This window comes from Pseudomonas sp. Marseille-Q5117 (assembly GCF_946901175.1).
GTDB classification, from domain to species: Bacteria; Pseudomonadota; Gammaproteobacteria; order Pseudomonadales; family Pseudomonadaceae; genus Aquipseudomonas; species Aquipseudomonas iranensis.
In genome coordinates, this window is sequence record NZ_CAMPPP010000009.1 from 1 (window position 1) to 13,414 (window position 13,414).

Sequence of the window (13,414 nt, forward strand, 5' to 3'; positions counted from 1 at the left end):
GGGTGCCTCGCAGCGGCTACAGCCTGATCGATGAAGCAGAAACCGACATGGTGCGTTTCTTCGTGTATTACAACCGCACCCGGCTTCACAGCTACAACAGTTATCTGTCGCCAATAGCGATGGAGCAGAAAGCTGCCTAAAACACCGTAACCGGTGTCTGGGATTACTTGACCAGTTCAGCTCGCTCCCACAGGGATTTGGGTTGCGATGAAGATGGTCGATCTGCCCCGTATCAGTGTGGGAGCGAGCCTGCTCGCGAAAGCGCAGTCTCAGGCAATGAAGATGTTGAATGTGCCGCCGCCTTCGCGAGCAGGCTCGCTCCCACAGGGATTTTGGTTGCGATGAAGATTGTCGATCTGCCCCGTATCAGTGTGGGAGCGAGCCTGCTCGCGAAAGCGCAGTGTCAGGCGATGACGATGTTGACTGTGCCGGCGCCTTCGCGAGCAGGCTCGCTCCCACAGGGAATTGGGTTGCGACAAAGATTGCTGATCTGCCCCGGACCATTGTGGGAGCGAGCCTGCTCGCGAAAGCGCAGTGTCAGGCGACGACGATGTTGAATGTGCCGCCGCCTTCGCGAGCAGGCTCGCTCCCACAGGTTTTGGCTGTTTATCCAAAATCGAGATAAATCAAAAGGCTGCACCTTTGGCCCGAAGGCAGATATTCTGCGCTTCACACTGGTACGGGAACCCGATCAATCTCCATGGCCAGCCACTGCCAGGATGAATTGCCCGACGCCAAAGGAGTGTTCGAATGAGCGAAAAGAAGCTGGAAACCACGGTCGATCGCGTCTACCAAGGGGTTTATGCGGCGATCAGCAAGCGTTCGTTGCGCCCGGGCATGAAGCTGGGCGAGGCCTCGCTGGCCGAGCTGTTCAATGTCAGTCGCACTTCGGTGCGGGCTGCGCTCAAGCAATTGGAGGCCGATGGTCTGGTCACCACCGAGCCCAACAAAGGCGCATCGGTGTCGCTGCCCAGTGACGCAGAGCTGCGTTCCTTGTTCGAAACCCGGCGGCTGATCGAGATCGGCATCGTCACCGAACTGTGCCGGCGTAAAGACAGCGTTGCCATGCAGGATCTGCGTGAGCACTTGTTACTGGAAGATGCCGCGCATGCTGCCGGCGACCATGAACGACTGATCCATCTGCTCGGCGAGTTCCACCTCAAACTGGCGCGCAGCCTGAACAATCCGGTACTGCTCGACTGGTTCCAGAAGCTGATCTCCCGGGCCTCGCTGTATGCCGCCGCGCTCGATGACGACAGTCATCAAGCCTGCCGCGACGATGAACACCTGCGCCTGCTCGAGTACATCGAGGCCGGCAATCAGAGCGCCGCAATCGAACTGACCTGCACCCACCTCAACGGAATCGAGAAAGCGATCCTCGACGTCGCGGCAAAAATGAAAACCGGCTATCACCCACTCAAACACTTGATTGGCGTCTGAATGGCTCTGCGTCGCAAATCAGCTATACCTGCGATGAAACCAATGCGTTTCCACAGCCTCGAAACACACGGGCGTCGCGTCGTTGTAGCGTTGCGATAGATCGGAAAACCGCAAAAAAGGACACTGAGTCAGGCGATGCAGTTTTTATCCGAAAGCCACGGCTGTGAAGGCTGGAAAGGCGAAATGGCCGAGCGCATCCGTGCGTTCGACTGGAGCCACACCGAACTGGGCGCGCTCGCCGAATGGCCGGCCAGCCTGTGCAACACCGTGCAACTGATGCTGGCTTCGCCGCTGCCGATGGTGATGCTCTGGGGCCACGCCGGCTACATGATCTACAACGACGCTTATTCCGAATTCGCCGGCGGCCGCCATCCCTATCTGCTCGGCGTCCCGGTTGAGCTGGGCTGGCCGGAAGTCGCCGAATTCAACCGTCACGTCGTCGACACCTGCCTGGCCGGCGGCACCTTGTCCTATCGCAACAAAGAGCTGGTATTGCTGCGCGACGGCGTGCCCGAAGACGTCTGGATGGATTTGTATTACAGCCCGGTGGCCAACGACGAAGGCGTGCCCGGCGGCGTCATGGCGATGGTGGTCGAAACCACCGAACTGGTGCATTCCGAGCGCCTGCGCCAGGCGGCCGAAGATGCCTATCGCGCTGACAACGAGCGCGTGCGTCTGGCGCTGAATGCCGGCGCACTGCTTGGCTCGTTTGTCTGGGACATCAAGAACAATCGCTTCTCCGCTGACGAACGTTTCGCCCGCACCTTTTCCTATCCGCCGGATCAGGACCTGAGCGATCTGCAACAAGAGATCGCCGAATCGCGCATTCATCCCGAAGATCACCGTTGGGTGCAGGAGCGGGTTGCCCATTGCGTGCGCACAGGCGAGCCCTATAACGCCGAATACCGTGTGCGCCGCGCTGACGGCCAGTATCTGTGGGTGCTGGCCAGTGGTGCCTGCGAGTTCGATGAGCAAGGCAAACCGTTTCGCTTCCCCGGCGTGCTGATCGATATTCATGAACGCAAGAATGCCGAAGAGTCGCTGCTCAAATTCACCCGCAACCTCGAACAGCGCGTGGCCGCCGAGGTGGATGCGCGACTAGCCGCAGAAGAACAGTTGCGCCAGTCGCAGAAACTCGAAGCCATCGGCGGCCTGACCGGTGGCGTTGCCCATGACTTCAACAATCTGCTGCAAGTGATCGCCGGCAACCTGCATCTGCTCGCTCGGCATGAGCCCAACAATGCCAACGTGCAGCGCCGGGTCGGGGCTTCGCTGGCGGCGGTCGAGCGCGGGGCCAAACTGTCTTCACAATTGCTCGCGTTTGCCCGGCGGCAACCGCTTTCACCCGCCGTGTGCAACCCAGAACAGATTTTCGAAGGCGTTGGCGAGTTGCTGCAACGCGCCTTGGGCGAAACCATTCAGATCGACGTGCAGTTGCCGCCGCAGCCGTGGCATATCAACGTCGACCGCAACCAACTGGAAAACGCGATTCTCAATCTGGCCATCAACGCCCGCGACGCGATGAAGGGCGAGGGCGTCATCGGCCTCAGCGCCGCCAATGTCTGTCTGGACAGCGAATACTGCGCCGGCAAGGGCATAGCGGCCGGTGATTATGTTCGCGTGGCGGTCACCGACACCGGCGTGGGTATTGCCCCACAAATGCTGGAACAGGTCTTCGAACCGTTCTTCACCACCAAGGCCGACGGCCAGGGCACCGGGCTCGGTTTGAGCATGGTCTTCGGCTTCGTCAAACAGAGTGGCGGCCACGTCGAGATCGACAGCAAGCTCGGCGAAGGCACGCGGGGGCAGTTGTATTTCCCGCGCAGTCTGCGTCCGGTTCGCGAAGAGACCGCCAGTGTCGGCGAACGCAAGAGCGGCGGCCACGAAACCATTCTGGTGGTGGAAGACAATGACGCGGTGCGCGCTTCGGCGGTCGAGTTGCTGCGCGAGGAAGGCTATCGGGTGATGACCGCGTGCAATGGCGACGTGGCCATGCAGATGTTGCTGGAAGGCATCGAGATCGATCTGATCTTCACCGACGTGGTCATGCCCGGCCTGATCAAGAGTTCGGATCTGGCCGCGTGGGCCAAGGTGCAGACACCGCCGGTGCCGGTGCTGTTCACTTCCGGGCATACCCGCGACATCATTTCCCGCGACCACCAGCTCAGCCCCGATACCCATCTGCTCGGCAAACCCTACAGCCCGCAAGCGTTACTGCAGATGATTTGCGAGGTGCTCGGCACCTGATGCCGAGCGCTGCCCAGTTTTTCAATCAAGGCAGGCCGATGATTTCCAAGCGCAATTCCAAAGCACCCGCCGGCATGGTTCGTGTGCGCGGCGCCCGCGAACATAACCTGAAGAACGTTGATGTCGATATTCCGCGCGATGCGCTGGTGGTCTTCACCGGTGTCTCCGGTTCGGGCAAGTCGTCGCTGGCGTTTTCCACGCTGTATGCCGAGGCCCAGCGGCGGTATTTCGAATCGGTGGCGCCATACGCGCGGCGGCTGATCGATCAGGTCGGCGTGCCGGATGTCGATTCCATCGAAGGCTTGCCGCCCGCCGTCGCTTTGCAACAGCAGCGCGGCACGCCAAGTGCGCGTTCTTCGGTGGGCAGCGTGACGACGTTGTCGAGCCTGATCCGCATGCTCTATTCCCGCGCCGGCAGTTATCCGCCGGGGCAGCCGATGCTGTATGCCGAGGATTTTTCACCGAACACGCCGCAGGGCGCCTGCCCGGAGTGTCATGGACTTGGTCGCGTCTATGAAGTGACCGAAGCGCTGATGGTGCCGGACCCGAACCTGACCATCCGCCAGCGTGCAGTGGCGTCCTGGCCCTTGGCCTGGCAAGGGCAGAACCTGCGCGACATCCTGGTGACCATGGGCATCGATGTCGACATTCCGTGGAAAAAACTGCCGAAAAAGCAGCGCGACTGGATTCTCTTCACTGAAGAGACGCCGACGGTGCCGGTGTATGCCGGGCTGACCCCGGAAGAAACCCGCGTCGCGCTCAAGCGCAAAATGGAACCGAGTTATCAGGGCACCTTCACTGGCGCGCGGCGCTACATCCTGCACACCTTCACCCACTCGCAAAGTGCGCTGATGAAGAAGCGTGTTTCGCAGTTCATGCGCGGCAGCCCGTGCCCATTGTGCGAGGGCAAGCGGCTCAAGCGCGAGGCGTTGTCGGTGACCTTCGCCGGTTACGACATCGGTGAGCTGTCGCAGATGCCGTTGCTGCAAGTGGCCGAAGTGCTGCGGCCAGTGGCGGCGGCGAATTATCTGGAACAGGCCGAGGAGAGCGGCGACACCCTCAGCCATGCGCAAACCCGCGAGGCGCGTCAGCAGCGGGTCGCCCATGGCGCCAGCGGGCATGCCAGCGCGCCGGACGTGCGCCACACGCCGAACCTGTCGCTGGAAAAACGCTTGGCGGCGCAACGCATTGCTGAGGATTTGCTGGAGCGGGTCAGCACCCTGACCGATCTCGGCCTGGGTTATCTGGCGCTGGAACGCAATACGCCGACGCTGTCGTCGGGCGAGTTGCAGCGTTTGCGCCTGGCCACGCAATTGGGTTCACAGCTTTTCGGCGTCATTTATGTGCTGGACGAGCCATCTGCCGGCCTGCATCCGGCGGATGGCGAGGCGCTGTTCGAAGCGTTGCAGCGCTTGAAGGCTGACGGCAACACGCTGTTTGTGGTCGAGCACGATGTCGAAACCATGCGCCGTGCCGACTGGCTGATTGACGTCGGCCCGGCGGCGGGCGAAAAGGGCGGGCGCGTGCTGTACAGCGGTCCGCCTGCGGGACTTGCTGATATTGCAGACTCGCAGACCCGCGCTTATCTGTTCGCGGAAAACCAGCGCCCTGAGCGCGCCGCACGCAAGCCGAGCGGGTGGCTGAAGCTGGACGGCGTGACGCGCAACAACCTGAATAATCTCAGCGCCGAATTCCCCTTGGGCTGTTTCACCTCGGTGACCGGCGTATCGGGTTCTGGCAAATCGAGTCTGGTCAGTCAGGCCTTGCTGGAACTGGTCGGCGCGCAGCTGGGCCGTCCGGTGGCCGAGGCAGAGTCAGAAGAGCCGAGCCTGGAAGATGACGCGCCGCCGCCCAGCACTGGCCAGATCAGCGCCGGCCTGGAGTCGATCAAACGCCTGGTGCAGGTTGATCAGAAACCCATCGGACGCACGCCGCGCTCCAATCTCGCGACTTACACCGGCTTGTTCGACAACGTGCGCAAGCTGTTCGCCGCGACTCCCGAGGCACAAGCGGCGGGCTATGACGCCGGGCAGTTTTCCTTCAACGTCGCCAAGGGCCGTTGCGCCACGTGTGAGGGCGAAGGTTTTGTCAGTGTTGAATTGCTGTTCATGCCCAGCGTGTATGCGCCGTGCCCGACCTGCCACGGAGCGCGGTATAACCCGCAGACGCTGGCGATTCTCTGGCAGGGCTTGAGCATCGCCCAAGTCCTGCAACTGACCGTCGATGAAGCGGTGGCGGTATTTGCCGAGCAGGCAGGGATTCGTCGTTCGCTGGAGGTGCTGCGCGATATTGGTCTGGGTTATCTGCGTCTGGGGCAACCGGCCACGGAACTGTCCGGTGGTGAGGCGCAACGGATCAAACTGGCGACCGAGTTGCAGCGCAGCCAGCGTGGCGCGACCTTGTATGTGTTGGATGAACCGACTACTGGATTGCATCCGCGAGATGTCGATCGATTGCTCGAGCAGCTGGATACGCTGGTGACCGCGGGGCACACGGTGATCGTCGTCGAACACGAAATGCGTGTTGTCGCGCAGAGCGACTGGGTGATCGACATCGGCCCCGGGGCCGGCGATCAGGGCGGCAGGATCGTCGCCGCCGGCACACCGCAGAAAGTCGCCACCAGCAAGAAGAGCAAGACTGCGCCGTTTCTGGCTCGGGCGTTAAGCCGATAGTCACGGCGCCTTGCCAGACGCCTTCGCGAGCAGGCTCGCTCCCACAGTTTTGAAAGGTGTACCCAGAAAGGTCGTCACACACCAGATCCCCTGTGGGAGCGAGCCTGCTCGCGAAAGCGGAATGTCAGCCGCAGATGAACTGACTGGACGGACGCCTTCGCGAGCAAGCTCGCTCCCACAGTTTTGCAGGCTGTACCCAATAAAGTGGTAACACAGCAGACCCCTTGTGGGAGCGAGCTTGCTCGCGAAAGCGGTGTGTCAGTCGCAGATGAACTGACTGGATGGACGCCTTCGCGAGCAAGCTCGCTCCCACAGTTTTGCAGGCTGTACCCAATAAAGTGGTAACGCAGCAGACCCCCTGTGGGAGCGAGTCTGCTCGCGAAAGCGGAATGTCAGCCGCAGATGAGCTGACTGGACGAACGCCTTCGCGAGCAGACTCGCTCCTATACGGGCATGTGCGCCAGTTCAGGCGCCATCCAGCGTGCGGCGGACCTTGTCGAGCAGTTCGCTGATCTGGAACGGTTTGACCAGCATGTCCATGCCGGTGCCGAGGAAGACCTGGCGGTTGAGCGCGGTTTCGGCGTAGCCGGTCATGAACAGGATCGGCAGCCCTTCGTGCCAGCCACGGGCAACATCCGCCAGTTCACGGCCGCTCATGCGCGGCAAGCCGACGTCGGTCAGCAGCAGATCGATCGACGGGTCGTTCTGCAAGCGCTCCAGCGCCGATTCGATATCCGCCGCTTGCGTGCAGCGATAGCCGGCATCTTCCAGCACTTCGGTAACGAACAAGCGCACCGTGGCCATGTCCTCGACGATCAGCACATGTTCGCCACTGCCTTTGGCATCAGGCACCGGCACAGGCGCGTCGGCCCCGGTCGGGTCGTTGGTGCCGGGCAGCATGATCGTCACTTCGGTGCCACGGCGGGCAACGCTGCGAATGTGCGCGTCACCGCCGGACTGGCGGGCGAAGCCGTAAATCGTCGACAGACCAAGCCCGGTGCCCTGGCCCAGCGGCTTGGTAGTGAAGAACGGCTCGAACACCTTGTCGATCACGTTGTGTTCGATGCCGGTGCCATCGTCGCGTACCGACAATGCCACGTACGCGCCATCGGCCAGATTCGGATCGCCGTGGGAATAAGCGGCGTAAGTATTGACCCAGATATTGCCGCCGGAGGGCAGGGCATCGCGGGCGTTGATCACCAGGTTGAGCACCGCGCTTTCCAGCTGCACCGGGTCGACCAGCGCAATCGCCGGTTTGTTGGTCAATTCCAGCTTGAGGGTGATGCGCTCACCGATGGTGCGCACCAGCAATTCTTCCAGCGAGCGGACATGCTCGTTGATGTCCACCGGCCGTGTATCGAGCGGCTGCTGACGGGCAAATGCCAGCAGACGATGGGTCAGCGAGGCCGCGCTCATCGCTGAATTCAGCGCTGCTTCGGTGTAGAACTGCACCTTGTCCAGACGCTCATCGGCCACGCGTTTCTGGATCAGTTCCAGACTGGTGATGATCCCGGTGAGCAGGTTGTTGAAGTCGTGGGCGATACCGCCGGTGAGCTTGCCCAGCGCATCCATTTTCTGCACTTGCAACAATTGCGCTTCGGCGTGCACGCGCTCGGCGACTTCCTTGGCCAGCTGCGTGGTGGTGTCATCCAGTCGCGCTAGATGCGAGCGCTCGCGGTGGCGGTGTTCGGTGACGTCCTCGACAAACACCAGGCTCAGCTCTGGCGTGCGATACGGCGAAATCTGCCATTGGGTCTCGCGAATCTCGCCCTGCACGCGCATGTTCAGCGTGCCTTTCCAGCGCTCGCCGTCTACCAGACGCAGACGCAGTTCATCGAGGATCGAGCATTGATCTTCGGCGAAGCATTCACGCAGCGCCTGCTGATCGCGGTTATCGACGATCAATTGGGCAAATGCGTGATTGCACTCATGCACTTTCAGATTGGCATCGAGCACGGCGATCGGCGCCGAGACGTTGGCGAAGATCTCGCGGAAACGCGCCTCGCTTTCGCGCAGGGCATTTTCCGTGTCGCGCACCCGCAGCAGGGTACGCAGCGTGGCCAAGAGCACATCGGGGTCGACCGGGTGAATCAGATAGGCATCGGCGCCCGCGTTGAGGCCGGTGATGATGTCGCCGGTCTGGATCGACGCCGCTGACACATGAATCACCGGCAGCAGCGCAGTGCGCGGGTCGGCGCGCAACAGGCGGACGATGTCGAAACCGCTCATGTCCGGCAGGTTGACGTCGAGGATCAACGCATCGAGGGCTTCGCTCTCGATCAGGGCCAGGCCGTCGCTGCCGGTGCCGGCTTCGAGCACTGTGTAGCCGTGGCGCTCCAGGCGCCGACGCAGGGCGTAACGGGTGGCGACGTTGTCATCGACGATCAACAGGCGGATGTCACGATTCATCGACGTTCTCCAGAGCGATTGCCAGCGGGATGATGACAAAGAACGTCGAGCCCACGCCCGGCGTACTGTCTACCCCGACTTCACCGCCGAGCAGGGCGGCGAAACGCTTGCATAGTGACAGACCCAGACCGGTGCCGCGCAGACGTTTCTGCAATGGCGAATCGACTTGGGAGAAGTCTTCGAACAGCGTGTCATGCAACTCGGCCGCGATGCCGATGCCGGTGTCGCTGACGGCAAAGCGCACCTTGTCTTCACCTTCCAGTCGCGCCGACACGCGCACTTCGCCACGGGTGGTGAATTTCAGCGAGTTGGAAATGAAGTTGCGCAGGATCTGCCCGAGCTTCTTGTCATCGGTATACAGGCGCGGCAGGCCCAGCGGCTCTTCGAAGATCAGATCCACCGCCGAGGCGTCGACGATTGGCCGGAACATCCCGCGCAGGGCCGAAAACAGGTCGAACATGTCGAACCAGGCCGGCGAGATGCTGATGCGCCCGGCTTCGATCTTCGCCAGATCGAGCAGGTCATCAACCATGTCGCTGAGCTCGCGGGCAGCGGTGCTGACGAAGGCTACCTGCTTGTGCTGTTCAGGGCTGAGCGGGCCGTCGAGTTCGTCAGCGAGCAGACTGTTGATGCTCAGGATCGAGCCCAGCGGCGTACGAAATTCGTGGCTCATGTATGACAGGAAGCGGCTCTTCAAATCCGATGCCTGACGCAGTTCTTCTGCCTGAGTGTCGAGCTCGGCGTACAGCGCCAGCACGCCCTGGTTGGTTTCATCGAGCTCTTCGCGCAGGGCAGTGGTTTCGCGCTGCAACTGAGCGATGAGCGCCGCCTGTTCGGCATGGCTCAAGGTAGTCGATTCAGCCATGGGCGGCCTCCAGAGCAACGACCAGTACCGTCACGTCATCGCGACCACGACAGAAGTCGCGGTGCAGGACGCTGGCTATCACGGACGGATGGCGATGCACCAGGCCGGGGTAGTCTTTGAGATTCCAACGGGACTGTAAGCCGTCGCTGTACATGATCAATAAATGTCCGTTCACGTGAGCATAGTCAAAGGGTTTGGCTTTACGGTACTGGCCGCCAACGATGCCGGGGTGCGAGGCCAGGCCACGGGATTTGCCAGCCTCGAGCAGACTGGCGCCAATGTTACCGACACCGGCGAACGTCAGACCATCGCGCTGGCTGTCGAACTGCGCGAAAGCGACGGCGCCGCCACGGGTGCCGAGCATTTCCTGATGCAGGTCTTCCATCAATACCACTGGATCGGCAAACGGCGCCCGCGCGAATGCTTGTGCCCCGGCCAGGCCTGCGCGCTCGGCGTCTTCGCCATGACCGAGGCCATCGACCACCAGCGCGCTGATCCGCGAGCCTTCATACGCCAGATGCCAGACATCGCCGCAGGCTGGATCGGCATGCAGCGAATGCTGGCTGACGCCGAAGCGGATATCCGCCTGACGGTCGCTGCGCGCAAAGATCCGCGCCAGCAGCACCGCGCCACGGTGGTCAGCGTAAACATCAAACACATTGGTCTGCCGGGACACGGCGCCGAGGCCGATGCCTTGCGTGCCGCCAGTGGAAAAACCGTCCGCCAGACAGGCATCCAGGTCAAAGCCCTGCGCGCGATCCACAGTCTGCATCTCGATGCCGAAGCCGTTGCCTGGTCGCGCCAGCACACGCAGGTGAAATTCACCGCGCTGGGCATGCTTGAGCACGTTGCTTGCCAGTTCCGTCGCGACCAGTGCCACGCGGCCGGCATCGTTTTCGTCGAAGCCATGCTGCTCGGCGAGTTTCTGCGCGGTGCGCCGGGCGTGGCCGATCTGGCTGCTGTCCTCGATCGGCAGAACCTGGGTCAACGACCCGGTGATATTCATGTCCATCGTGTGATCGTAATGCGCGTGCCTTTGCCGGGCTCAGTGTCGAGTTCGAATTCATTGACCAGACGTTTGGCGCCGGTCAGGCCGAGGCCTAGTCCGCTGCCAGAGGTCCAACCGTCGGTCATCGCCAGTTTGATGTCGGCGATGCCCGGGCCTTCGTCGCGGAACGTGATGCGCAAACCGACCCGGCCGTTTTCTTCGAGGATCTGCCAATCCATGTCACCGCCGCCGCCATAGACCATGGTGTTACGCGCCAGCTCGCTGACGGCGGTCACCAGTTTGGTCAGGTCGATCAGGCGCATGCCGCATTCGGTGGCGAGCTTGCGCGTGGTCTGGCGGGCCAGTACCACGTCCTGTTCGATCAGGATGGGTTGGGTACCACTGCTGCGTACGGTCATTGCAGGCGTACTCGATCCTGCAGCAGTTTCATTCCGCGTTCGACGTTGAGGGCGGTGCTGACGCCCGGCAAGGTCATGCCCAGCTCAACGAGCGTGATTGCCACGGCCGGCTGCATGCCGACCAGCACGGTTTCGGCGTCCATGATTTTCGACAACCCCGAGATGGTGCCGATCATGCGCCCGATGAACGAGTCGACCATGTCCAGCGCCGAGATGTCGATCAGCACGCCACGGGCCGAGGTCCGGCTGATGCGCTCGGACAGATCGTCCTGCAGGGTCATGGCGAGCTGGTCGTGCATGTCGACCTGAATGGTCACCAGCAGCAAATCGCCCATTTGAAGAATCGGAATACGTTCCATCGGCTCAGACCGCTTTGCCGAGGCTAATGCCCAGGCGAGTCAGGGCCAGTTTCAAAGCGTCGGCCAGGTTGGCCTTGGTCACAACGCCTTGCAGATCCAGCCCCAGGTGAACGATGGTTTGGGCGATCTGCGGACGCACGCCGCTGATGATGCAATCAGCGCCCATCAGGCGAATGGCGGTCACGGTCTTCAGCAGGTGCTGGGCAACCAGGGTGTCGACGGTCGGCACGCCGGTAATGTCGATGATGGCGATCTCAGAACCGGTGTCGACGATGCGTTGCAGCAGCGATTCCATGACTACTTGGGTGCGTTGCGAATCGAGGGTGCCAATCATTGGCAGGGCGAGAACGCCGTCCCACAGCTTGACCACCGGCGTCGACAGTTCCAGCAGCTCTTCCTGCTGACGCTTGATCACCGCTTCGCGGGATTTCTGGAAGGTGCCGATGGTGTGCATGCCGACCGTGTCGAGCAGTTCGGAAACTTCCAGCAGTTGCTCGGCGAGCAGTGCCGGCTGGTCCTGATAATGGTTTTGTAGCAGGGCGAACAGCGGACCTTTCAAGGCGAAGATGAAGTTGGCGGTTTGCTGGGAATCCTGGCCGAGCAGGGCGCGGCTCTGCGACAGCTTTTCAAGGAACTGACGGGTGTCTTCCCAGCCTGCGGCGGCAATCTTGCTGCCGTTGCCGTTTTCCAGACCGGCCAGTAGCAGGGAGAGCAAGTCGCGGGTTTGCTGAGCGAGGTCGTGTTCCTTGAGATTGCGCGTGGCGCCGCTGGCTTCGAGGCGTTTGGTCCATTCGCTCAGCAGATGAGCCTGGTTGTTCCTGATTGCTTCAACTGTGCCGTTCTGCAGTGCTGCCATGTGCGTGTCGCTCCGTTACGTAATGGTGCCGGCTCAGCGAAATGACCGGCGCGAATTGACTGACATTTGCCGCTTGAAATAGTTGTTTACCCAGCGGCGAATTTTTCTGCCTGCCGCGTCGAACGCCCCGCTAACTCTAGTCGGCGTGGCAGCAGGCAACGATGTTTTGAACGAATCTGCGGCGTCAGGCTTCGAATCTGCATGCCCGACGTTTTCCAGTCGTGCTGGAAGAAGGAGGCAGGACTATGAATGAGGTGGATATGAACGAGCAAGCGCCGCAACAGCAAAATCAGTCCTCAGAGTCAATTAACCGCAACGACCCGGCCATCGACCCGCAGACACCAGGGCAAAATACCCCCGCGCCGGCTGAACAAGGACAGGCGGACAGCGCGGCTGCCGAGGTCGATCAGAAGCAGCATCACAATGACAACAGCAACGACTTCAGCCCCGGCTTCAAGCCTGACCCGGACCGTCCTGAACCCGGCGAGAGCACCGACGCCGATATCGACACCGATGGCGGTTGATCGCTGAAACGCAAAAAGGCCGCATCGAAGGATGCGGCCTTTTTATTGCCGGGCGGTTACTTGCTCGGATGTTTGGCTTGCAGCTCTTTGGCGTGGGCCAGGTGTTTTTCCAGCGCTGGCAGCATCTTCTGCGCGAACGCTTTCAGTTCAGTAGCGCCTTTGGCCTTGTCATCGGTCACGGTGTTCGCCTGTTTCTTGAACAGCTCGATGGTTTCTTCGTGAGCCTTGACCTGGTTGTTGGCGTAGGCCGCATCGAAGGATTCATCGCGCATGTCGAGAATCTTTTCCTTGGCCTGTTTGACCAGGGTGGTGGTGTCCGGGACTTCGATGTCGTTGGCCTTGGCAATTGCTGCCAGCTCATCGTTGGCTTTGCTGTGATCGGTGATCATCTGATTGGCAAAGGCTTTGATGTCAGCTGACTGGCTTTTTTCCAGAGCCAGGCGGCTGGTTTCGATTTCAGCGATGCCACCGGCGGCGGCGTTATCGACAAAATCATTGTCGGTCGCGGCAAAGGCGCTGCCCATGCCGGCAGACAGTGCAACAGCCAGAGCGAGATGACGCAGGTTGAATCCGTCCATTGGGTATCTCCACGCAGGTTTTTGTGAGCGTTATCCAATGGAGCGAACTCACAAGCC

11 protein-coding genes are annotated in these 13,414 nt (G+C 61.2%); 4 read left to right on the forward strand and 7 right to left on the reverse strand.

What is annotated here, in order from left to right:
- Nucleotides 1-750 precede the first annotated feature (750 nt).
- The 3 genes from OC605_RS15560 (at nt 751) to OC605_RS15570 (ending at nt 6,359) form a co-directional block, all read left to right on the forward strand.
- Entirely contained in the window at nt 751-1,440 is a 690-nt protein-coding gene (locus tag OC605_RS15560) for a GntR family transcriptional regulator (RefSeq protein WP_016774461.1), read from the forward strand.
- A 135-nt stretch (nt 1,441-1,575) separates the two neighbouring features.
- Entirely contained in the window at nt 1,576-3,687 is a 2,112-nt protein-coding gene (locus tag OC605_RS15565; RefSeq protein WP_262138011.1) for an ATP-binding protein, read from the forward strand.
- 38 nt (nt 3,688-3,725) lie between these two features.
- Nucleotides 3,726-6,359 carry an excinuclease ABC subunit UvrA gene (locus OC605_RS15570; RefSeq protein ID WP_262138012.1) on the forward strand — a complete coding sequence of 878 codons (2,634 nt, stop codon included), beginning with the start codon at nt 3,726-3,728 and terminating at the stop codon, nt 6,357-6,359.
- A 465-nt stretch (nt 6,360-6,824) separates the two neighbouring features.
- Here OC605_RS15570 and OC605_RS15575 read toward each other — a convergent pair whose 3' ends face one another.
- Genes OC605_RS15575 through OC605_RS15600 form a run of 6 tightly spaced genes read right to left on the reverse strand, consistent with a single transcriptional unit; the run spans nt 6,825 to nt 12,255 of the window.
- Nucleotides 6,825-8,768, reverse strand: a complete 1,944-nt coding sequence (locus tag OC605_RS15575) for a response regulator (protein ID WP_024012717.1) — start codon at nt 8,766-8,768, stop codon at nt 6,825-6,827.
- The gene (locus OC605_RS15580; protein ID WP_024012718.1) at nt 8,758-9,633 is read right to left on the reverse strand and encodes a sensor histidine kinase; all 876 of its coding nucleotides are present in this window, start codon (nt 9,631-9,633) and stop codon (nt 8,758-8,760) included. Before OC605_RS15580 ends, OC605_RS15575 begins: the two co-directional genes overlap by 11 nt.
- Entirely contained in the window at nt 9,626-10,639 is a 1,014-nt protein-coding gene (locus OC605_RS15585) for an ATP-binding protein (RefSeq protein ID WP_262138224.1), read from the reverse strand. Before OC605_RS15585 ends, OC605_RS15580 begins: the two co-directional genes overlap by 8 nt.
- Nucleotides 10,636-11,040, reverse strand: a complete 405-nt coding sequence (locus OC605_RS15590; protein ID WP_262138015.1) for an anti-sigma regulatory factor — start codon at nt 11,038-11,040, stop codon at nt 10,636-10,638. The genes OC605_RS15585 and OC605_RS15590 overlap by 4 nt, the downstream gene beginning before the upstream one ends.
- Nucleotides 11,037-11,399 carry an STAS domain-containing protein gene (locus tag OC605_RS15595; RefSeq protein WP_016774466.1) on the reverse strand — a complete coding sequence of 121 codons (363 nt, stop codon included), beginning with the start codon at nt 11,397-11,399 and terminating at the stop codon, nt 11,037-11,039. The genes OC605_RS15590 and OC605_RS15595 overlap by 4 nt, the downstream gene beginning before the upstream one ends.
- 4 nt (nt 11,400-11,403) lie before the next feature.
- Nucleotides 11,404-12,255: an STAS domain-containing protein gene (locus OC605_RS15600; protein WP_186567203.1), complete on the reverse strand. Its 852-nt coding sequence runs from the start codon at nt 12,253-12,255 to the stop codon at nt 11,404-11,406.
- Between the two features lie 260 nt (nt 12,256-12,515).
- Between OC605_RS15600 and OC605_RS15605 the strand changes: the two genes are divergently transcribed.
- Nucleotides 12,516-12,779, forward strand: coding sequence for a hypothetical protein (locus OC605_RS15605; RefSeq protein WP_038862096.1), 264 nt, complete (start codon nt 12,516-12,518; stop codon nt 12,777-12,779).
- Nucleotides 12,780-12,835: 56 nt separating this feature from the next.
- Here the strand turns inward: OC605_RS15605 and OC605_RS15610 are convergent, their stop codons facing one another.
- A complete protein-coding gene (locus OC605_RS15610; RefSeq protein WP_016774469.1) occupies nt 12,836-13,357 on the reverse strand; it encodes a DUF4142 domain-containing protein in 522 nt (173 codons plus the stop codon).
- Between the last annotated feature and the right edge of the window lie 57 nt (nt 13,358-13,414).